Source organism: Amycolatopsis sp. NPDC051102, assembly GCF_040682815.1.
GTDB lineage: Bacteria > Actinomycetota > Actinomycetes > Mycobacteriales > Pseudonocardiaceae > Amycolatopsis.
This window is the reverse complement of record NZ_JBFBBT010000021.1, coordinates 14304-33481: the sequence shown is the minus strand read 5'-3', so window position 1 is coordinate 33481 and position 19178 is coordinate 14304. Positions and strand designations below refer to the sequence as shown.

Sequence of the window (19178 nt, the reverse complement as noted above, 5' to 3'; positions counted from 1 at the left end):
TGTCTCCAGCTCGACGGGTGCGACCGGCACCACGAAGCCCCGCGACGGGGAGCCGGTCCGGTCAGGCCCCGTCGCGGCAGCGAAGCAGGAGAGCACGCGCCACGGCCCCACCATAACCAGCGAACGTGCGCCGAGGGAAGCCGGGCCGCGATGGATTCGTTACCCGGACGGTTACTTGTGGGTAGCAATCGGCGTAGCACCGTGCGAAACTGCGGGCATGGGTGAGCACGCAGAGTCGTCGGAGGAGACGCGCGTCTCCCGCCGCGCGGCCGTCGACTGGCGCGAGCGGCGGGGCAAGGCGGCCTCGCTGGTGGCGTCGATCGTCCGCTGGGTCGGTCTGGTCTTCGCGGCCTTCCTGGTGATCCACGTGATCTTCACGGTCGGCTCGGCCAACCCGGACAACGGCATCGTGTCGTTCGTGAAGTCCTGGGCGGACAGCCTCGCGCTCGGCTTCAGCGACCTGTTCACGCCGAGTGACCAGAAGCTGCGCGTGCTGGTCAACTACGGCATCGCGGCCATCTTCTGGCTCGTGGTGTCCGGGATCCTGGCCAAGGTCATCCGCCGGCTGGGCGGGACGTCATAGCGCGGGCCGGCTAGCTCTCGGCGAGTTGGTCGTACACCCGATCGCAGATGTACCGGCGCCCGTAACTTCCTCCGGTGATCTCCCGGAGGAAGCCGGCCTCCTCCAGCTTTTTGATTGCGCTGGCTGCGGTCGGATATGACACGCCCAGGTCCGCCTGAACCTTGGGAATGGTCATCATCGGGTAGCCGATGAGATTCACGGCCAATTCATGGACGGTACCGCGGGCACCGGCGCCCTTCATCGTCTCGATGACCTCCTGGGAGAACGCCATCAGGCTCCGGATGGTTTCCGAAGCCGCCATTGCGCGTGCTTTCACCGCTTCGGCGAAGAACCGCACCCATGGATCGAAGTTGCCCGTTCTGCTCACGCTGAGCAGGTGGTCGATGTAGTCGTCGCGGCGGGGCTCCAGCCAGGGGGACAGGTTCAGGACGGGATGCTTGAGCACGTGCTCTTCGATGAGCTGCAAGGTGATGATCAGGCGGCCGATCCGGCCGTTCCCGTCGCTGAACGGATGCAGCGTTTCGAACTGGTAGTGGCCGAGGGCCACTTTGACCAGCACCGGCATCTCCTGCTCGGCGTTTATCCACTTTTCCCAGTCGCTCACGCCGTCGCGGAGCAGGTCTCCGTTGGGTGGCGGGACGAACCTGGAATGTTCGATTCCCCTGCCGCGGTCTCCGATGCAGACGAGTCTTTCGCGGAGCCTGCCGGCGTCGTAGGCGTCGCCGCGGGTCTCGCTCACGAGGATTTGCTGGAGGCCGGACACGACCTGAAGGCAGATCGGCAGCTTCTTGATGAGGTCGAGACCGGCAAAAGCCGCCTGAACGTAGTTCCGTACCTCTCGCACTTCCGCCGTCGGGTGCTGGCTGCCGACGTACTGGGCTTCCAGTACGTCGGCGTAGGGCGCGTACGTTCCTTCGAGTGCCGAGGTGCTGACGGCTTCCCGGGTCAGCGACGGCCGGACCAACAGGTCGGGATTGGGTAGCCGGTCGGTGAGGGCGTCCAGGGAGCCAAGTGCACGGTCGGCTTCGCTGATGAGCTTGTACGTGCCGGGTGAGAGTTCGACGAGGTTGGGGAGGGGAGCGGGTACGAACGCGAAGTGGCTGTAGGGCTGGTTGGTGCGGCCGTCGACGCCGCTGATCGGCACCAGGCGGCCGACTGGTGACTGGTTGAATGTTCCTACCTGCACTTTTAAAGGTTACCGCAAGAAGCGTTAGTTTCCTCGCTGGGTTCTAAGGGTTCTTGCAGTCCAGGGCCGCGAATGCAAGACATCGGTGTGATCCTTTGAAACTCCGGGTTGGCTGCTAGCTCTCGAGCGCGGGCTTGCCCCACTCGTCGGTGAAGGCGAACTCCTCGAGCGGCAGCCGCACCCGGTCCGCCTTCTCGCGCTCGATCCGCCAGTCCTCCGCCAGCACCTCCGGCGACGCCGGCGACCCCACCGCGATCGCCACCTTCGGGACGGCGTCGTCCGGCAGGGCGAACGCCTCCCGCGCCGCGTCCGGTGAGAAGCCCGCCATCTGGTGGGCGATCAGGCCCAGCTCCACCGCCTGCAGCACGAGGTTCTCCGACGCCAGCCCGAGCCCGTACTCCGCGTAGGGGACGTCGCCCTTCTCGTTGGTCGTCACCATCACGCCGATCAGCAGCAGGCTCGCCCGGTGCGCCCACGCCTGGTTGCCCGAGTTCAGCGTCCCCAGGATCGCGTCGAACGCCGGGGTGCCGCGGACGCCCACCAGGTAGCGGGCCGGCTGGGTGTTGCCGAACGACGGCGCCCAGCGGGCCGCCTCCAGCAGGGCCCGCACCTGCTCCGGCGTGACCGACGCGGAGGAGTCGTACGCCCGCGGGCTCCACCGTTCCGCCATCAGGGTTGCGATCGGGACGCTCGTCACAGCTGGTTTCCGCACGCCGCCGAGCGTACCTACGAGTGCTGTGCATCACTCGGGAGGAAGGGCTCCGCGCATTGCGTTGGTGTTGCGGAAGATTTACATCCGAGGCACCCGCCGGACGGGTGCGGCCCACGTCAAGAGGGTGGCGGGCCGCCCGGGCCCCGGTAGGCTCCAGTGCAAATCATGGGACGCGGGGGCTCTCCGGTGCCCACCAGGGAGCCGCCCGGCCCGCGAGGAGGTTCGGGCGTGGCCCTCGTGGTCCAGAAGTACGGCGGATCGTCGCTGGAAAGTGCCGACCGGATCAAGCGCGTGGCGGAACGGATCGTCGCGACCAAGAAGGCGGGCAACGACGTCGTCGTCGTCTGCTCGGCCATGGGTGACACCACCGACGAGCTGCTCGACCTGGCGCAGCAGGTCAACCCGGCGCCGCCGGAACGCGAAATGGACATGCTGCTCACCGCGGGTGAGCGCATCTCGAACTCGCTGGTCGCGATGGCCATCGCTTCCCTGGGCGCCGAGGCGTGGTCGTTCACCGGTTCGCAGGCCGGCGTCGTGACGACGTCCGTGCACGGCAACGCGCGCATCATCGACGTCACCCCGAGCCGGGTCACCGAGGCCCTCGAGCAGGGGTACATCGCGCTCGTGGCGGGCTTCCAGGGCGTCGCGCAGGACACGAAGGACATCACCACGCTGGGCCGCGGCGGCTCGGACACCACCGCCGTCGCGCTCGCCGCCGCGCTGAACGCCGACGTCTGCGAGATCTACTCCGATGTGGACGGTGTGTACACGGCCGACCCGCGGGTGGTACCGGACGCGCGCAAGCTCGACACCGTCACGTACGAGGAAATGCTCGAGCTCGCCGCGAGCGGGTCGAAGATCCTGCACCTGCGTTCGGTCGAGTACGCGCGCCGCTACGGCGTCCCGATCCGAGTCCGCTCTTCCTACAGTGACAAGCCGGGCACGACGGTGACCGGTTCTATCGAGGAGATCCCCGTGGAACAAGCCCTGATCACCGGTGTGGCGCACGACCGCTCCGAAGCCAAGATCACGGTGACCGGGGTGCCGGACCACACCGGTGCCGCGGCCCGGATCTTCCGCGTGATCGCCGACGCCGAGATCGACATCGACATGGTGCTGCAGAACGTGTCCAGCACCGTCTCCGGCCGCACGGACATCACGTTCACGCTGTCGAAGGCCAACGGCGCCAAGGCCGTCAAGGAGCTGGAGAAGGTCAAGGCGGAGATCGGCTTCGAGTCGGTCCTCTACGACGACCACGTCGGCAAGGTGTCGCTCGTCGGCGCCGGGATGCGCTCGCACCCGGGTGTCACGGCGACCTTCTGCGAGGCGCTCGCCCAGGCCGGCGTCAACATCGAAATCATCAACACCTCGGAGATCCGCATCTCGGTGCTGATCCGGGACGCGCAGCTCGACGAGGCCGTGCGCGCGATCCACGAGGCGTTCGAACTCGGCGGCGACGAAGAAGCCGTCGTCTACGCGGGGAGTGGTCGCTGATGGCGGACGGGCTGCGGGTCGGGGTGGTCGGCGCGACCGGCCAGGTCGGCGCGGTGATGCGCAAGCTGCTGGCGGAGCGGGAGTTCCCGATCGCCGAGCTCCGGTACTTCGCTTCGGCGCGCTCGGCGGGCTCGAAGCTTCCCTGGCGTGACACCGAAATCACCATCGAAGACGCGTCCACGGCGGACCCGTCCGGTTTGGACATCGCGCTGTTCTCCGCGGGCGGCTCGACGTCGAAGGCGCAGGCGCCGCGGTTCGCCGCGGCCGGCGTGACGGTGATCGACAACTCGTCGGCGTTCCGGATGGACCCGGACGTGCCGCTGGTCGTCAGCGAGGTCAACCCCGAAGCCATCAAGGAAGCGCGGAAGGGGATCATCGCGAACCCCAACTGCACCACGATGGCCGCGATGCCGGTGCTGAAGCCGCTGCACGACGAAGCCGGGCTGGTCCGGCTGGTCGCCTCGACGTACCAGGCGGTGTCCGGCAGCGGGCTGGCCGGCGTCGACGAGCTGGCCGGCCAGGTGAAGGCGGCCGCCGAGCACGCGTCGCTGCTGACCCACGACGGCGCGGCGATCGACTTCCCGAAGCCGGAAAAGTACGTCCGGCCGATCGCGTTCAACGTCCTCCCGATGGCCGGGTCCATTGTGGACGACGGCGAGCTGGAGACGGACGAGGAGAAGAAGTTCCGCAACGAGAGCCGCAAGATCCTGAGCATCCCGGGCCTCGGAGTCTCGTGCACCTGCGTGCGCGTGCCGGTGTTCTCGGGGCACTCGATCTCGGTGAACGCCCAGTTCGAGCGGCCGCTGACCGTCGAACGCGCGACGGAGCTGCTGGCGCACGCGCCGGGCGTGGAGCTGTCGGAGGTCCCGACCCCGTTGCAGGCGGCGGGCAACGACCCGAGCTACGTCGGCCGCATCCGCGTCGACCAGGGCGTCGAGGGTGGCCGCGGGCTGGCGCTGTTCATCTCGAACGACAACCTGCGCAAGGGCGCGGCGCTCAACGCCGTGCAGATCGCCGAGCTGGTGGCCCAGCAGCTCTGACGACCACGCCGGAGGCCCCGCACCGCGCTCGGTGCGGGGCCTCCGCGCGTTTCACGGCCGGGTGGTCGAGCCGTGGCAGGCGAGGTAACGCGTCTTGACGAATTCGTGGACCGGCTTGCCACCGTAGGCCCAGACCAGCGCGTCCGCGTGCGTGCCGAGCACCATGAACTGCTCGACGGCCTCGTCGCAGCGTCCGTTCACCACCAGCGCCTTGGCCGCGTAGGCCCGGTCGCGCAGGTTCGCCGGGTGGTCCCGGCCCTCGCCGGCCAGCCAGGGCACGACGACGTCGAGCGCGCGCTGCGTCCGTTCGCTCTGCCACGCCTCGACGTCCTTGGCTTCCGCTTCGTGCGCGGCGACCAGGGTCAGACCCGCGAGCTTCGGCGCCTTCGCCGCGGCCTCGTCGGCGAAGGCGAACATCTGCTCGTGCGAGCCGAACCACTTGGCGCACCAGTACTGCAGCGCCTGGTCGTGGGCGGCGCGGTGGAGCGGGTCCCGGGCAGCGAGCTCCGTCCAGACCGCGCGGAAGCCGTCGTTGTCGTACTGCCGTCCGCGCGCGACCATGAGCATGGTGCACCACGGGGTGGGGTCCTCCGGCACGGCTTCGACCGCGGCGCGCGTTGCCGCTTCGGCGTCCTCGAGCACCCGGAAGAAGCCTGCCCACTGCTCCTCGGAGACGTGCTCGGGGGTGGCCCTCGTGCGGATCTGCCAGGCCAGCGCGACCAGGCCCTGGGCGTTGACGACGGCCGCGTCCGCGCTTCCGGACGCCTGCCACGCCTTCAGCGGGGCGTCGTCGTCCGCTGCCGCGTCGCCGAGCTGCTGCACGGCGAAGGCGCGGCGGTCCCAGTCAGTGCCCAGGTCGGCCAGCAGCGTGGCGGCCGGCTGCCAGTCGCCGGCGCGGTAGGCCGCGACGGCTTCGGCGACGCGGGCGTCGGCGAGGAACGGCGCCGCCGACACCTCCTTGCCCGCCGGCAGGCCCCACCGGGTCACGTCCAGCAGCTCGGACTTCGGCTTGTCGTCCTGGGGGACGAACTGCGCGAGCTCGTCCCGGGAGAGCGTCTTCGCGTACTCCTCGACCGTCATCCCGCGAGCCCTGGCCGCTTTGACCAGCGCGACGGCGGCCTTGCGGCGCTTGGAGTTGAACAACGACAGCACGGTTTTCTCCTCAGTGATGGACGGGCAGCACGCCGGTGGCGGCCAGCAGGCGGCGCAGCGGTGCCGTGTCGTGGTCGACGGCCGCCGCGGCGTCGACGGCCGCGGTCAGCTCACTGCCGTGGGGTTCGTCGACGACGAATTCGGGCGGCCCGGACCACGACAGTTTCCAGTGCGCTACCTCGGCTTCCGCGAGGTACGACTGGACCACAGTGGACAGTCGCTCCCGGACCGAGGGTGCGGCGAACTCGCGCTGGGCCCGGGGACCGGCCGACGCCGGCGGCTTGCGTTCCGGGTCGGCCAGCTGGGCGGCGCGGCCGGCGTCGATGAGGTCGAGCGCCTGCGCGATCGTCCCGCCCGGACCCAGGATCCTGGCGGCCTCGCGCGTCACGGTGTGCCGGACGCCGAGGTCGACGAGCCGGTTCCAGTCCGTGCGCCGCTTGAGCTTCGCCTTGTCGGACAGGTCGGAGGCCATCGCCGCCTCCAGCGTCGGGACGGGGTCGCGGAGGATTTCGCTCGCCGGGTGGTCGCCGCCGGGCCGTCCCGGAACCTCCGGCAACGCCTCGAGCGCCGCGATCCGGTCCGGCGTCGGCGGGTGCGTGGCGTACCGGGACTCCTCCTTGGCCGGCGGGTGCTGCCGGAGCCGGTCGAACTCCGCGGCGCGGGTTTCGTCGGTGAGCAGCTCCGCGAAGCCGCCGGCCAGCCGGTCGGGCAGGTAGCCGGCGTCCCAGCCGATGGCGACGTAGCGGTCGGAGTAGAAGTCCCAGGCGGCGTCGAGGACTTCGACCTCGCGCAGCACGCCGGTCATCGCCGCGGTGCCGGCCACGCGGGCCGCGGCGGCGTCGGCGGCGAGCTCCTGACGGCGGCAGACCGCGGCGGACACGGCGAAGTAGAGCTTCGCGTAGAGGACGAACAGCTTGCGGACCAGGCCTTCGAACCAGCCGTCACCGCCCAGGCCGGCCAGCGCGCGCTCGATCGATCGGCGGCCGCGGTAGGTCAGCGCGGCCAGCCGGGTGTCGCGGTTGCTGTAGTGCCCGAGTTCGTGGCCGAGCAGGGCGCACAGCTGGTCGTGCCGCAGCCCGGCGAGCAGCTGCGCGCCGATGAACATCTCGCGCCGGCGCACCCGCAGGCCGAGCCAGCCGGTGCGCTCGCGGACCCCGGCGTTGACCTCGCTGATCAGCGTGATCGTGTCCGGCGGCCGGGTGCCGACCGCGGCGGCGAGCTCCTCGACCAGTGCCCACAGCGCGGGTTCGCCCGCCCGCGTCGCCGGCACGCCGGGCAGGTCGTCCCCGCGCGTCCGCTCGATCGCGAACAGGGCCTTGAGCAGGGCGTACGACACCGGCACGGCCACGATGGCGAGCTTGATCGCCAGGATGCCGGAGTGGTGCCGGAAGAAGTAGTACTCGGTCACGGCCAGTCCGCCGACGACCAGGAACACCAGTGCCGGGAACCCGGCGAGCAGGGCGACCGCGACGAGCGCGCGCCAAGATGTCTTCACAATGGATCGATCCTCCCCGTGCCGTCCCTCCCCGGACGGTCGGCTCATTGTGCCCGAATGATCGTCACGGCGGATTTCTTTTTGCTCACGAAGAAATCGCGTTGGTGTTTTGGCAGCGGCTGGGGGAACCTGTGCACCGCAAGCGAGTCAAGGGGAGGAACTATGTACACCGCTGTCGACGGCGCCCGCGTCCCGATCCGGATGTGGGCGGATCCCGCGTCGGTCGAAGACCAGGCCATGCGGCAGCTGCACAACGTCGCCAACCTGCCGTGGGTGCACGGCGTCGCCGTGATGCCCGACGTGCACTACGGCAAGGGCGCGACCGTCGGCAGCGTCATCGCGATGCGCGACGCCGTTTCGCCCGCCGCGGTCGGTGTGGACATCGGCTGCGGGATGAGCGCCGTCCGGACGTCCCTCACGGCGAAGGACCTGCCGGACGACCTCGGCAAGCTGCGCCGGCGCATCGAAAGCGCGGTGCCGGTGGGGTTCGGGCTGCACAAGACGCCGGTGAACCCGGCCAAGGTGCACGGCGTCGGCGGCTGGGACGCGTTCTGGAAGCAGTTCGGCGATCTGCACACCGGCGTCCAGGAGCTGCACGACCGGGCCGCGCGGCAGATCGGCAGCCTCGGCGGCGGCAACCACTTCATCGAGGTCTGCCTCGAGCAGGGCGGTGCCGACGAGGGCCGGGTCTGGCTGATGCTGCACTCGGGTTCGCGCAACATCGGCAAGGAGCTGGCCGAGCGGCACATGGCCGTCGCGCGCAAGCTCCCGCACAACGCCGACCTGCCCGACTCCGACCTGGCGGTGTTCGTCGCCGGCACGCCGGAGATGCAGGCGTACCGGCGTGACCTGTTCTGGGCGCAGGACTACGCGGCGCGCAACCGCGCCACGATGGTCGCGCTGGTGAAGCTCGCGCTGGCGGAGGTCGTGCCGGGCACGACGTTCGACGACGCGATCTCGTGCCACCACAACTACGTCGCCGAGGAGACCTACGACGGCGTCGAGCTGCTCGTCACCCGCAAGGGCGCGATCCGCGCCGGATCGGGTGACCTCGGGATCATCCCGGGCAGCATGGGGACGGGCTCGTACATCGTCCGCGGGCTGGGCAACGACTCGTCGTTCCAGTCGGCGTCGCACGGCGCGGGCCGCCGGATGTCGCGGACCAAGGCGAAGAAGATGTTCACCGCCGACGACCTCGCGGCGCAGACGGCCGGCGTCGAGTGCCGCAAGGACTCCGGCGTGGTCGACGAGATCCCGGCGGCGTACAAGGACATCGAATCGGTGATCCGCGCGCAGACGGACCTGGTCGAGGTGGTGGCGCACCTCAAGCAGGTGGTCTGCGTCAAGGGCTGACGGTACGTTGACGCCATGACGAGGGGTGGGATCACGGCTGCACTGCCGGCTTCGGCCGCACTGCTGGCTCTGCTGTTGAGCGGGTGCACCGAGGTCGGCAACGCGGTCGACCAGGGGAACAGGACGGCGGACAAGGTCGCGGCGTGCACCGAGGCGCTCGGCCTCGCCGACCTGAACCCGCTGGTCGACCCGGCGAAGCTCAAGGAGCGCGCCGCCGACAAGGAACGGCGGCTGCGCGAGCTGGCCGGGAACGTCCAGGACCAGGACGTCAAGAACGCGCTTCTCGGCATGGCCGGCTCGTACGTCGAGGTGCAGAAGGAACGCATCGAGGACGCCGGCGTGGTGGCCGGCTGGGTGCAGCGCAACGTCAAGAAGCTCGACGCCCTCCGCGCCGCCTGCGGCTGAGCACCCTGCCGCAGCCCGTCGTGAGTGGTAAGGCGCGTTAGAACTCGTCTTGCCACTCACGACCGCCGCGGCAGGCTCGCTAGGTGCGGCTTTCGGCGAGTGCCGGGGTGGGGGCCGGTGCCGGGGAGCGGCGCCAGAGGAAGCCGGCCGAGGCGATCACCAGGCCGCCGAGGCCCGCCGCCGCGAAGCCCCACGCCGGGGTCGAGTGGTCGATCGCGAAGCCGACCACCGGGCTGCCCGCCGCCAGGCCGAGGCGGGTGAACGCGTCCTGCAGGCCCATCGCCTCGCCGCGGACCTGCGGCGGGGCGATCCGGCTGACCGTCTCGGTCGTCGCCGCCAGGGTCGGCGCGCACAGCAGGTTCGTCGGGATCAGCACCAGCATCAGCAGCCACCAGGGGTGGTCCGCCAGGCCGACCGGGATCACCAGCAGCGCGAGCAGCAGCATCAGCACGCCCTGCGGCAGCGACCGCTTCACCGCGCCGTGCACGACGCCGCCGAGGATCGATGCCGCGCACATCACCGCGATGACCAGCCCCGTCACGCCGAGCTCGCCGTTCGCGCGCAGGGCCGCCAGTGTCGCCAGCTCGGTGCCGACGAGCACGAACAGCGTGCCGCCCGCGATCAGCAGCGTCGCCACGAGCCGGCCGGTCAGCCAGCTCCGCAGCGGCGGCCGGGTGCCCCGCGCGGCCGGCTCGGCCGCCCCTTCGCGGATCGGCGGGTCGACCAGCCAGATGAGGAACGCCGTGCCGCCGAACAGCAGGCCGAGCGCGGTGAGCGTCCACGTCGGCGAGAAGGCCGTGATGGCCGCGATGCCCGCCGCGGGACCGATCATGAAGGTCACTTCGATCGAGATCGTGTCGAGCGAGTACGCCGCGCGGCGCTCCTCGGGCGGCACGAGCGTGGCCAAGACCTGCCGGGCCAGCGAGCCCGCCGGCACCGACAGCATCCCGGCCGGGAGCGCGACGACGGCGAGCGCCACGAACGGCAGGTGCGGCGCGGCGACCCAGAACACCGTCGTGCCGATCCCGCAGACCGCGACCACCGGCCGCAGCCCGTACCGGTCGAAGCAGCGGCCCAGCAGCGGCGCGCCGAGCGCCATCCCGAGGGTGACGCTGCCGCCGACCAGGCCGGCGGCGCCGTAGCCGCGGCCGAGCCCGGTGACGATGTACAGCGTCATGAGCACGCCGTTCATGGTCATCGGGAGACGCGCCAGGAACATCAGGGCCATCGTCGAGGGGACGCGGGGGACGGAGAGCACCCGGCGGTAGGGCTGCAGCGGCACGCCTCCGATGAGAACCCAGGGTGGTACGCGCGTGCAACATATTTCCGCGGTCGGGCCCTGGCGCCGGAGAATTATGAGAGTTACCCTCACTTGGTAGTCACTATCAATTGGGGGTCGCTATGACGAAGACTTACCCGCGCAGGTGGTGGGCGCTCGGTGCGCTCGCGGTGAGCCTGCTGACCATCGGGCTCGACCTGACCGTGCTCAACGTGGCCATGCCGACCCTGGCGGTCGACCTCGGCGCCACGACCACGCAGCTGCAGTGGTTCGGCAACGCCTACACGCTCTCGCTGGCCGCGCTGCTGCTGCCGGCCGGCCTGTTCGGCGACCGCTTCGGCCCGAAGGAGCTGATGCTCGGCGCGCTCGTGGTGTTCGGGCTGGCGTCGCTGTGGTGCGCCTACGCCGGTTCGCCCGGCGAGCTGATCGCCGCCCGGGTCCTGCTCGGCGTCGGCGCCGCGTTCCTCATCCCGCTCTCGCTCTCGCTGCTGAACATCCTGTTCCCGCCGGAGGAGCGGGCGAAGGCGCTGACGACGTGGGTGATGGCGATGTTCGTCGGCATCCCGCTCGGGCCGCTGCTCGGCGGCTGGCTGCTCGACCACTTCGCGTGGGGCTCGGTGTTCCTCATCAACGTCCCGCTGACGGCGGTCGGCGTGGTCGCGGTGCTGTTCCTGGTGCCGCTCACGCGGGGTTCCGGGCGCGGCGCGATCGACTTCACCGGCATCGGGCTCTCGACGGCCGGGCTGGTCGCCCTCACCTACGGTTTCGTCCACGCCGGCGAGCACGGCTGGACCGACCCGGTGACGTACGGCCTGATCGCGCTCGGCGTCGCGCTCGTGGCGGCGTTCTGCTGGACGCAGCCGCGGGTCGCCGCGCCGCTGACCGACCTCGCGTTGTTCCGCGAGCCGCGGTTCGTCTGGGGCGCGGTGCTGGCCACGGTGGCGTCGTTCGCGCTGATGGGCCTGCTGTTCGTGCTGCCGCAGCTGTTCCAGGCGGTGCAGGGGGCCGACGCGCTGCAGACCGGCGTGCGGCTGCTGCCGCTGATCGGCGGGATGCTGGTGTCGGCGAAGCTCGCCGAGCGGCTGGTCGCCGTCCTGGGCGTGCGCGTGGTCGTCGCGGCCGGGTTCGCGCTGCTCGCGGCCGGGCTCGCCTGGGGTTCGGCGACGTCGCCGTCGGACGGCTACGGCGCCACCGTGGGCTGGGAGATCGTCATCGGCCTCGGCACGGGCTCGACGCTGCCGCCGTTGATGACGATGGCGATGGGCGCGCTCACCGAGGGCCGCTCGGGCGCCGGCTCGGCGCTGATCCAGGCGTTGCGCCAGGTCGGCGGCACGATCGGCGTCGCGGTGCTGGGCACGGTGCTGAACAGCGGCTACCGCGACGGCGTCGACGTCGGTGGCCTGCCCGCGCCGGTCGCCGACGCGGCGCGCGGCAGCGCCTCCGCCGCCGTCGCCGTGGCGGGGCAGCTCCACCGGCCCGCGCTGGCCGACTCGGCGCGGGCCGCGTTCACCGACGGCATGGCGGCGACGCTGTGGGTGTGCGCCGGCCTCGGCGTCGCCGGGGCGCTGCTCGCGCTGGTGTTCCTGCCCGGCCGGGCGGCGGCGGGGGCGCTGCCGCCAGAATCGGAGCATGACGTCGTCGCCATCTGAGCCCACGGGGCTGCGGGAACGCAAGAAGGCCAGGACGCGCGCCGCGATCCAGCGGCACGCGTTGCGGCTGTTCCACGAACAGGGCTACAGCGCGACGACGGTGGACCAGATCGCGGCCGCGGCGGAGATTTCGCCGAGCACCTTCTTCCGGTACTTCCCGACGAAGGAGGCCACGGTGCTCTACGACCCGTTCGACCCGGTGCTCATCGAGGCGGCGCTCGCGCAGCCGCCCGAGCTGAGCCCGATCGACGCGCTGCGGGCGACCATGGACTTCATCCGCGAGCAGATCCCCGCCGACGCGTGGGAGGACGAGCGGCAGCGGCAGATGCTGGTGTTCCGCGAGCCGGAGCTGCGCACGGCGGTGCTGGACAAGTTCGCCGAGGGCATCGACCTGCTGGCCGCCTACGCCGCCCGCCGCACGGGCAGGCAGGCGGACGACTTCGAGACCCGCAACTGGGCCGGCGCGCTGGTCGGCGTGGTGATGGCGGCGTTCGTGGGTGCGGCGGCGGATCCGGATGCCGACCCGTTGGTGGTCGTGGACCGGGCCGTCGCCCATCTGGAAGCGGGACTCCCGCTGTAGCCGACCGTCAGTGCACTTTGGACAGTCCCTGCCGCAGGGCGCCCGCCGTCTCGGCCAGTGCTTCGCGGAAGCGCGTGCCGACGCCGGTGAAGTTGATGAACCCGTGGATCAGGTCGTCGTGGCGGCGGAGCGCGACCTCGACTCCCGCGTCGGCGAGCTTCTCCGCGTACGCTTCGCCTTCGTCGCGCAACGGGTCGAATCCCGCCGTGACGACCAGTGCGGGCGGCAGGCCGCTCAGGTCTTCCGCGTGCAGCGGCGAAAGCCGGGGGTCGGTCAGGTCGGTGCCCTCGGGCACGTAGTGGCCTTCGAACCACTTCATGTGCACGTCGGTCAGGAACAGGTCCTCGGCGAACAGGTCCTGCGAGCGGTAGCGCCGCGCGAAGTCCGTCGCCGGGTAGATCAGCAGCTGGAAGGCCGGGACCGGGCCGCCGCGGCGCACGGCCTGCTGCGCGGTCACGGCGGCGAGGTTGCCGCCCGCGCTGTCGCCGCCGACGGCGATCCGCGCCGGGTCGGCGCCCAGGTCGCCCGCCTTCGCCACCGCGTATTCGAACGCCGCCAGCGCGTCTTCCGTCGCCGCCGGGAACGGGAACTCCGGCGCCAGCCGGTACTCGATCGACAGCACCCGCACCCCGGCGTGCTTGGCCAGGAACCGGACGGCGTTGTCGTGGCTCGAGCGGGTCCCGATCACCCAGCCGCCACCGTGGAAGAACACCAGCAGCGGCGACTTCTCGGGCAGCCCCACCGGCGTGTAGAGCGTCGCCGGCAAATCCCCGTCCGGCGTCGGAACGGCGATCTCCCGCACCGAGACCGGCTCGATCGGCCGGCCGCTGACCAGGTGCCGACCCGCGTCGAGCAGCGCGCGCGACTGCTCCACCGAGCCGCGCACCAGCTCCGCGCGGGCGATTTTCTGCAGCCGGAGCAGCAACTGGGCGTCGAGGGCGAGGTCCTGGCCGTCGATGCGGACCGGGCGGCCCGCGACCGCCCGCCGCACCGGCGTGGGCAGCCAGAACGCGAGCTGCGACGCGGCCGCCTGGGCACGGACCGGGAGCGGGATCGCCATGGTTCCTCCATCAGCGTCGGGGCTGCCCCGGAGGTTACTTGCCGGTAGGTAACAGGTCCAGCTGTGACCGGCACCTCGGTCCCAGAGTCTGGTCCTCCAGTTAACTGGAGGGGCTAGCCTGGAAACCGTGACCTCAGCCAGGACGATCAACGTGCTCGGGATCGGCGGTTCGCTGCGTGAGGGCTCCCAGTCCGAACGCGCGCTGCAGATCGCGCTCGACGGCGCCGCGGAAGCGGGCGTCCGGACCAGGCTGCTCACCGGCCCGGACCTCGTGCTGCCGTTCTACGACGCCGGCGTCCCCGACCGCGACGAGCGTGCCACCCGGCTCATCGAGGCCATCCGGGAGGCGGACGGGCTCATCGTCGTCTCGCCCGGGTACCACGGCGCGCTGTCCGGCCTGGTCAAGAACGCCCTGGACTACGTCGAAGACCTGCGCGAAGACCGCCGTCCGTACCTGGACGGCCGCGCGGTCGGCCTCGCCGCCGTCGCGTACGGCTGGCAGGCCGCGGTGACCACGCTCGAGCAGCTCCGCACGATCACGCACGCGCTGCGCGGCTGGGCCACCCCGCTGGGCGGCTCGATCAACTCGGCCGAGACCAAGTTCGACGAAGGCGGCGGCGCGTCGGACCAGAAGAGCATCCGCACCCTTCGCCTGATCGGGCGGCAGGTCGCCGAATTCGCGGTGACGCGCACCGCATGACGTTTTGCCCAGCGGTGCCCGGGTAGCCGATTCACGTGATGCCTGCCATGTGGCGGCACTGTTCCGCGGCTGCGGGATGTTGTGCCGGGTGAGACGCTCGCTGTGGAGCGTCCGCGACAGAAGGCAGGCTGAGCATGGGTCAGGCGATCTACACGGCGGTGGCGACGGCGCGCGGCGACGGGCGGAACGGCGAAGTGACGTCGTCCGACGGCGTGATCGACGAGTCGCTGGCCATCCCCAAGGAGATGGGCGGCCCCGGTGGGGACAAGACCAACCCCGAGCAGCTCTTCGCCGCCGGCTACTCGGCCTGCTTCCACAGCGCGCTGCAGCTGGTCGCCCGCCAGGCGAAGGTGCCGCTGAACGGCTCGACGGTGACGGCGGAGGTCAGCGTGCTCAAGCAGGAGGTCGGGTTCGGCCTCGGCGTCGCGCTGAACGTCTCGCTGCCGGGTCTCGACCAGGCCCAGGCCGATCAGCTGGTCGAGCAGGCCCACCAGGTGTGCCCCTACTCCAACGCGACCCGCGGCAACATCGAGGTCGCACTCTCCGCCACCGTCTGACCCCCCGTCCACGTCCGCACGAGGAAAGGATCACCAGATGAGCAAGTCTCCGATCAAGAGCCCGCTTTCCGAGGCCGACAAGGAGATCACCGGCAACGCCTTGCAGGCGACGCTGGTCGACTTGGTCGACCTGTCCCTCATCGCGAAGCAGGCGCATTGGAACGTCGTCGGCTCGAACTTCCGCAGCGCGCACCTGCAGCTCGACGAGCTCGTGAACACCGCGCGCCAGTACGTCGACGAGGTGGCCGAGCGCGCCAACGCCATCGGCATCTCGCCGAACGGCAAGGCGAAGACCGTCGTCGAGAGCTCGGGCGTGCCGGACTACCCCGACAACTGGCAGTCGGTCGAGTCCACGGTCGCCGCGATCGTCGACATCCTCGCGGCGCTCATCGAGCGGCTGCGCCAGCGCATCGACGAGACCGACAAGAGCGACCTCGTCACGCAGGACCTGCTGATCGAGATCACCCGGGCGCTGGAAGAGGCGCACTGGATGTGGCAGGCGCAGCAGGCCTGATTTTTCCCACCCAAAGGGGCCGTTCCGGACGGAGCGGCCCCTTTCGCGCGCGTGCGCCCAGTACGTTCGGTGGCATGGTCTTGCATCAGGGGAACGCCGACCGCCCGGACCGCACGGCCGGGACTAACCCGCTCTACGCCGGCGCGAACCCGGCGCTCGCCGCGGGCTTCGTCATGCCGCACGACAAGCTCCGCGAAGACTCGCTGCCGCCGGACACGGCGCTGCAGCTCGTGCGCGACGAGCTGATGCTCGACGGCAACGCGCGGCTCAACCTCGCCACCTTCGTCACGACGTGGATGGAGCCGCAGGCGCGGGAGCTGATGGCCGAGTGCGTCGACAAGAACATGATCGACAAGGACGAGTACCCGCAGACGGCCGAGCTCGAGCGGCGCTGCGTCAACATCCTCGCCGACCTGTGGCACGCGCCCGATCCCGCGGACATCATGGGCTGCTCGACGACGGGGTCGTCGGAAGCCTGCATGCTCGCCGGGATGGCGCTGAAGCGGCGCTGGGCCCGCCTGGGGCGCAGCGGCAGGCCGAACCTGGTGATGGGCGCGAACGTCCAGGTGTGCTGGGAGAAGTTCTGCGAGTACTGGGAGGTCGAGCCGCGGCTGGTCCCGATGGAGGGCGACCGCTACCACCTGACGGCTTCGGAGGCCGTCGCGCGGTGCGACGAGAACACGATCGGCGTGGTGGCGATCCTCGGCTCGACGTTCGACGGCAGCTACGAGCCGGTCGCGGAGATCACGGCGGCCCTGGACGCCCTGCAGGAACGCACCGGCTGGGACATCCCGGTGCACGTCGACGGCGCTTCGGGCGCGATGATCGCCCCGTTCCTGGACCCGGACCTGGAGTGGGACTTCCGGCTCCCGCGCGTGGCGTCGATCAACACGTCGGGCCACAAGTACGGGCTGGTGTACCCGGGCGTCGGCTGGGTGATCTGGCGCGACAAGGCGGCGCTGCCGGCCGAGCTGGTGTTCAACGTGAACTACCTGGGTGGCGACATGCCGACATTCGCGCTGAACTTCTCCCGCCCGGGAGCCGAGGTCGCGGCCCAGTACTACACGTTCGTCCGGCTGGGTCGCTCCGGCTTCCAGGCGGTGCAGCAGGCCTCACGCGACGTCGCCATGCACCTGTCTTCCGGGATCGCCGCGCTGGGGCCGTTCTCCTTGCTGACGCGCGGCGACCAGCTGCCGGTGTTCGCGTTCACGACCCGCGAGGACGCGGGCTTCGACGTCTTCGACGTGTCCCGCCGGCTGCGCGAGCGGGGCTGGCTGGTGCCGGCGTACGCGTTCCCGGAGAACCGGACGGACCTGGCGGTGCTGCGGATCGTGGTCCGCAACGGCTTCACGCACGACCTGGCGGATCTGCTGCTGGCGGACCTGGCCCGGGTGCTCCCGGAGCTGGAGCAGCTCGGCGGCCGCCCGAAGGACCCGGCGAAGGCGACCGCGTTCCACCACTAGTGCCAGGACTTGGCGCGGGCGTACTGGTCGGGCCAGGGCACGTCCGCGCCGAGGGTGTTCGCCGCGCGCAGCGGCCAGTGCGGGTCGCGCAGCAGCGCGCGGGCGAGGAACACCACGTCGGCTTGCTCGCCGGCGACGATGTCCTCGGCCTGCTGCGGGTCGGTGATCATGCCGACCGCGCCGGTCGGGAGGCCGGCCTCGGTGCGGATGCGTTCGGCGAACGGCACCTGGTAGCCGGGGCCGACGGGGATCTGCGGGTGCGGGGTGTTGCCGCCCGACGACGCGTCGATGAGGTCGATCCCGCGCTCGGCCAGGAGCTTCGCGAGCCGGACGGAGTCGTCGACGGTCCAGCCGCCGTCGGTCCAGTCCGTCGAGGAGAGCCGGGCGAACAGCGGCACGCTCACCTCGGCGCGGACGGCGTCCGCGATCTCCAGCGCGAGGCGGCTGCGGCCGTCGAAGTCGCCGCCGTAGCGGTCGGTGCGGGAGTTGGACAGCGGCGAGAGGAACTGGTGCACCAGGTAGCCGTGGGCGAAGTGCAGCTCGAGCGCGTCGAACCCGGCGCCGACCGCTCGCCGGGCCGCTTCGGCGAAGGTCCCGGGGAGCGCGCTGACCTCGTCGGTGGTCAGCGGTCGCGCCGGAGCGTAGGTGCCGAACGGCTGCGCGTCGGCTCCGACGCTCGGCCAGCCGCCCTCCTGTTCCGGGACGCTGCCGGTGCCTTCCCACGGCCGCCGCGTCGAGCCCTTGCGGCCGGCGTGGCCCAGCTGCATGCCGATCGCCGTGCCCTGCCCGTGCACGAATTCGACGCTCTTCCGCTCAACGGCCTGATTTCAGCTGCCGTTGCCCCGCAAGCTGATCGCCTTCCACCGCGGACGGGGTGCACCAGACCCGGCCGGCCCCAGAGCGGCCCCCGCCCTTCCCTGGGGGGCGTCCCCTGTTCCAGTCTATCGGCGCTGGCGGGCGAAAACGGCCACGTCGGCAATCTGGGGACAACTCCGCGGAAAACGGCGACCAGCCTGGAACCTGTGGACAGGCGGTTGCGGCGCAGCGCGAGCTGTGGCACGTGCCCGCGGTCTCTTCCCGTCGCCACGGCGGGTACCGGCGGGTAACGTCGACCACATGGGTGTCGCTGCTGACGAACGCCGGGCGCTGAGCGCCCTCTTCGAAGACCTCGGGCCGGACGCGCCGACGTTGTGCGAGGGCTGGACCACGCGGGATCTCGCCGCCCACCTCGTCGTGCGCGAGCACCGGGCGGACGCCGCGCCCGGCATCCTCGTGCCCGCGCTCGCCGGGTACACGCAGAAGGTCCAGGACCGGTACGCCGCGAAACCCTGGGCGCAGCTGGTCGAGCAGGTTCGGCGGGGGCCGTCGAAGTTCTGGCCGACCGCGATCGGGCCGCTCGACGAGCTCACCAACACCGCCGAATTCCTCGTCCACCACGAGGACGTCCGGCGTGCGCAGGACGGCTGGGAGCCGCGGCCCGCGGACCCCACCCGGGACGCCGCCGCCTGGCGGTCGGCGGCGCAGGCGGCGAAGCTGAACCTCCGCAAGTCGCCCGTCGGCGTGACGCTGCGCACGAAGGACGGCCGCGAGGCCGCCGTCAAGACCGGACCCGATCCGGTGACCATCGTCGGCGAGCCGGTGGACCTGCTGCTGTTCGTCTTCGGCCGGGACGCCGTTCACCTGGACTTCGAGGGCGACGCGGCCGCGATCGGCCGGCTGCAGTCGGTGAAGCGGGGGCTCTAGGCTTCGCCCCATGCCGATGATCAGCGTTGCCATGTTCCCCGGCCGCACCCCGGCCCAGAAGAGCGCCCTGGTCCGCGAACTGACCGACGCCTTCGTCCGCACCTGCGGCGGCAAGCCCGAGGGCGTCCAGGTGACGCTCGTCGAGGTCGGTGCCGACCACTGGGCCAGCGGCGGCGTCCTGTACTCCGAACGCTGAGCGGCACTTTCACGTGA

The 19178-nt window shown here is 71.0% G+C and carries 19 protein-coding genes and 1 pseudogene; 13 read left to right on the top strand and 7 right to left on the bottom strand.

Features of this window, described 5'->3' with window-relative positions; all coding sequences use genetic code 11:
- Positions 1–217: 217 nt before the first annotated feature.
- Complete coding sequence (locus tag AB0M93_RS38300; protein ID WP_364283588.1) at positions 218–583, top strand: hypothetical protein; 366 nt, start codon at positions 218–220, stop codon at positions 581–583.
- 10 nt (positions 584–593) lie between these two features.
- On the opposite strand, the gene AB0M93_RS38295 is transcribed toward AB0M93_RS38300, so the two are convergent.
- Positions 594–1769: a Fic/DOC family N-terminal domain-containing protein gene (locus tag AB0M93_RS38295; RefSeq protein ID WP_364283585.1), complete on the bottom strand. Its 1176-nt coding sequence runs from the start codon at positions 1767–1769 to the stop codon at positions 594–596.
- Between the two features lie 115 nt (positions 1770–1884).
- On the bottom strand, positions 1885–2481 hold the full coding sequence (locus AB0M93_RS38290) for a nitroreductase family protein (protein WP_364283582.1): 597 nt from the start codon (positions 2479–2481) through the stop codon (positions 1885–1887).
- A 228-nt stretch (positions 2482–2709) separates the two neighbouring features.
- On the opposite strand from AB0M93_RS38290, the gene AB0M93_RS38285 reads away from it, so the two are divergent.
- A complete protein-coding gene (locus AB0M93_RS38285) occupies positions 2710–3975 on the top strand; it encodes an aspartate kinase (protein ID WP_364283579.1) in 1266 nt (421 codons plus the stop codon).
- Complete coding sequence (locus tag AB0M93_RS38280) at positions 3975–5015, top strand: aspartate-semialdehyde dehydrogenase (protein WP_364283576.1); 1041 nt, start codon at positions 3975–3977, stop codon at positions 5013–5015. The genes AB0M93_RS38285 and AB0M93_RS38280 overlap by 1 nt, the downstream gene beginning before the upstream one ends.
- A gap of 51 nt (positions 5016–5066) precedes the next feature.
- Here AB0M93_RS38280 and AB0M93_RS38275 read toward each other — a convergent pair whose 3' ends face one another.
- The gene (locus AB0M93_RS38275; RefSeq protein WP_364283573.1) at positions 5067–6167 is read right to left on the bottom strand and encodes a DUF4034 domain-containing protein; all 1101 of its coding nucleotides are present in this window, start codon (positions 6165–6167) and stop codon (positions 5067–5069) included.
- Positions 6168–6177: 10 nt separating this feature from the next.
- The gene (locus AB0M93_RS38270; RefSeq protein ID WP_364283570.1) at positions 6178–7662 is read right to left on the bottom strand and encodes a M48 family metalloprotease; all 1485 of its coding nucleotides are present in this window, start codon (positions 7660–7662) and stop codon (positions 6178–6180) included.
- Positions 7663–7824: 162 nt separating this feature from the next.
- Here AB0M93_RS38270 and AB0M93_RS38265 point away from each other — a divergent pair, with 162 nt between their 5' ends.
- Together AB0M93_RS38265 and AB0M93_RS38260 are read left to right on the top strand one after the other, a co-directional pair.
- A complete protein-coding gene (locus AB0M93_RS38265; protein WP_364283567.1) occupies positions 7825–9015 on the top strand; it encodes an RtcB family protein in 1191 nt (396 codons plus the stop codon).
- 15 nt (positions 9016–9030) lie between these two features.
- Positions 9031–9420: a hypothetical protein gene (locus tag AB0M93_RS38260; protein WP_364283564.1), complete on the top strand. Its 390-nt coding sequence runs from the start codon at positions 9031–9033 to the stop codon at positions 9418–9420.
- Between the two features lie 79 nt (positions 9421–9499).
- Here the strand turns inward: AB0M93_RS38260 and AB0M93_RS38255 are convergent, their stop codons facing one another.
- Complete coding sequence (locus AB0M93_RS38255; RefSeq protein ID WP_364283947.1) at positions 9500–10639, bottom strand: MFS transporter; 1140 nt, start codon at positions 10637–10639, stop codon at positions 9500–9502.
- A 182-nt stretch (positions 10640–10821) separates the two neighbouring features.
- On the opposite strand from AB0M93_RS38255, the gene AB0M93_RS38250 reads away from it, so the two are divergent.
- Positions 10822–12348, top strand: a complete 1527-nt coding sequence (locus AB0M93_RS38250) for a DHA2 family efflux MFS transporter permease subunit (RefSeq protein WP_364283561.1) — start codon at positions 10822–10824, stop codon at positions 12346–12348.
- On the top strand, positions 12329–12928 hold the full coding sequence (locus AB0M93_RS38245) for a TetR family transcriptional regulator (RefSeq protein WP_364283558.1): 600 nt from the start codon (positions 12329–12331) through the stop codon (positions 12926–12928). The genes AB0M93_RS38250 and AB0M93_RS38245 overlap by 20 nt, the downstream gene beginning before the upstream one ends.
- Positions 12929–12935: 7 nt before the next feature.
- Here AB0M93_RS38245 and AB0M93_RS38240 read toward each other — a convergent pair whose 3' ends face one another.
- Complete coding sequence (locus tag AB0M93_RS38240) at positions 12936–13988, bottom strand: alpha/beta hydrolase (protein ID WP_364283555.1); 1053 nt, start codon at positions 13986–13988, stop codon at positions 12936–12938.
- Between the two features lie 127 nt (positions 13989–14115).
- On the opposite strand from AB0M93_RS38240, the gene AB0M93_RS38235 reads away from it, so the two are divergent.
- The 4 genes from AB0M93_RS38235 to AB0M93_RS38220 all read left to right on the top strand — a co-directional run bounded on the left by AB0M93_RS38235 (position 14116) and on the right by AB0M93_RS38220 (position 17222).
- Positions 14116–14688, top strand: coding sequence for an NAD(P)H-dependent oxidoreductase (locus tag AB0M93_RS38235; protein WP_364283552.1), 573 nt, complete (start codon positions 14116–14118; stop codon positions 14686–14688).
- Positions 14689–14822: 134 nt separating this feature from the next.
- Positions 14823–15245, top strand: coding sequence for an organic hydroperoxide resistance protein (locus AB0M93_RS38230; RefSeq protein ID WP_013230586.1), 423 nt, complete (start codon positions 14823–14825; stop codon positions 15243–15245).
- Positions 15246–15282: 37 nt separating this feature from the next.
- Positions 15283–15759 (top strand): DNA starvation/stationary phase protection protein, encoded by a 477-nt coding sequence (locus AB0M93_RS38225; protein ID WP_364283549.1) that lies wholly within the window; start codon positions 15283–15285, stop codon positions 15757–15759.
- A gap of 74 nt (positions 15760–15833) precedes the next feature.
- A complete protein-coding gene (locus tag AB0M93_RS38220) occupies positions 15834–17222 on the top strand; it encodes a glutamate decarboxylase (RefSeq protein WP_364283546.1) in 1389 nt (462 codons plus the stop codon).
- Here AB0M93_RS38220 and AB0M93_RS38215 read toward each other — a convergent pair.
- Positions 17219–18022, bottom strand: a pseudogene (locus AB0M93_RS38215) (oxidoreductase); the annotation flags it as partial. The gene AB0M93_RS38220 and the pseudogene AB0M93_RS38215 sit on opposite strands and share 4 nt — an antisense overlap.
- A 316-nt stretch (positions 18023–18338) precedes the next feature.
- Here AB0M93_RS38215 and AB0M93_RS38210 point away from each other — a divergent pair.
- Positions 18339–18965, top strand: coding sequence for a TIGR03085 family metal-binding protein (locus tag AB0M93_RS38210; protein WP_364283543.1), 627 nt, complete (start codon positions 18339–18341; stop codon positions 18963–18965).
- A gap of 10 nt (positions 18966–18975) precedes the next feature.
- Positions 18976–19161, top strand: a complete 186-nt coding sequence (locus AB0M93_RS38205) for a tautomerase family protein (RefSeq protein ID WP_033261660.1) — start codon at positions 18976–18978, stop codon at positions 19159–19161.
- Positions 19162–19178: the final 17 nt, after the last annotated feature.

What these genes read in the sequence shown, in the direction of transcription:
- AB0M93_RS38300 (WP_364283588.1), top strand. Translation starts at nt 218, where the DNA reads ATGGGTGAGCACGCAGAGTCGTCGGAGGAGACGCGCGTCTCCCGCCGC.
- AB0M93_RS38280 (WP_364283576.1), top strand. Translation starts at nt 3,975, where the DNA reads ATGGCGGACGGGCTGCGGGTCGGGGTGGTCGGCGCGACCGGCCAGGTC.
- AB0M93_RS38265 (WP_364283567.1), top strand. Translation starts at nt 7,825, where the DNA reads ATGTACACCGCTGTCGACGGCGCCCGCGTCCCGATCCGGATGTGGGCG.
- AB0M93_RS38260 (WP_364283564.1), top strand. Translation starts at nt 9,031, where the DNA reads ATGACGAGGGGTGGGATCACGGCTGCACTGCCGGCTTCGGCCGCACTG.
- AB0M93_RS38255 (WP_364283947.1), bottom strand. Translation starts at nt 10,639, where the DNA reads ATGTTCCTGGCGCGTCTCCCGATGACCATGAACGGCGTGCTCATGACG.
- AB0M93_RS38250 (WP_364283561.1), top strand. Translation starts at nt 10,822, where the DNA reads ATGACGAAGACTTACCCGCGCAGGTGGTGGGCGCTCGGTGCGCTCGCG.
- AB0M93_RS38245 (WP_364283558.1), top strand. Translation starts at nt 12,329, where the DNA reads ATGACGTCGTCGCCATCTGAGCCCACGGGGCTGCGGGAACGCAAGAAG.
- AB0M93_RS38240 (WP_364283555.1), bottom strand. Translation starts at nt 13,988, where the DNA reads ATGGCGATCCCGCTCCCGGTCCGTGCCCAGGCGGCCGCGTCGCAGCTC.
- AB0M93_RS38230 (WP_013230586.1), top strand. Translation starts at nt 14,823, where the DNA reads ATGGGTCAGGCGATCTACACGGCGGTGGCGACGGCGCGCGGCGACGGG.
- AB0M93_RS38225 (WP_364283549.1), top strand. Translation starts at nt 15,283, where the DNA reads ATGAGCAAGTCTCCGATCAAGAGCCCGCTTTCCGAGGCCGACAAGGAG.
- AB0M93_RS38220 (WP_364283546.1), top strand. Translation starts at nt 15,834, where the DNA reads ATGGTCTTGCATCAGGGGAACGCCGACCGCCCGGACCGCACGGCCGGG.
- AB0M93_RS38210 (WP_364283543.1), top strand. Translation starts at nt 18,339, where the DNA reads ATGGGTGTCGCTGCTGACGAACGCCGGGCGCTGAGCGCCCTCTTCGAA.
- AB0M93_RS38205 (WP_033261660.1), top strand. Translation starts at nt 18,976, where the DNA reads ATGCCGATGATCAGCGTTGCCATGTTCCCCGGCCGCACCCCGGCCCAG.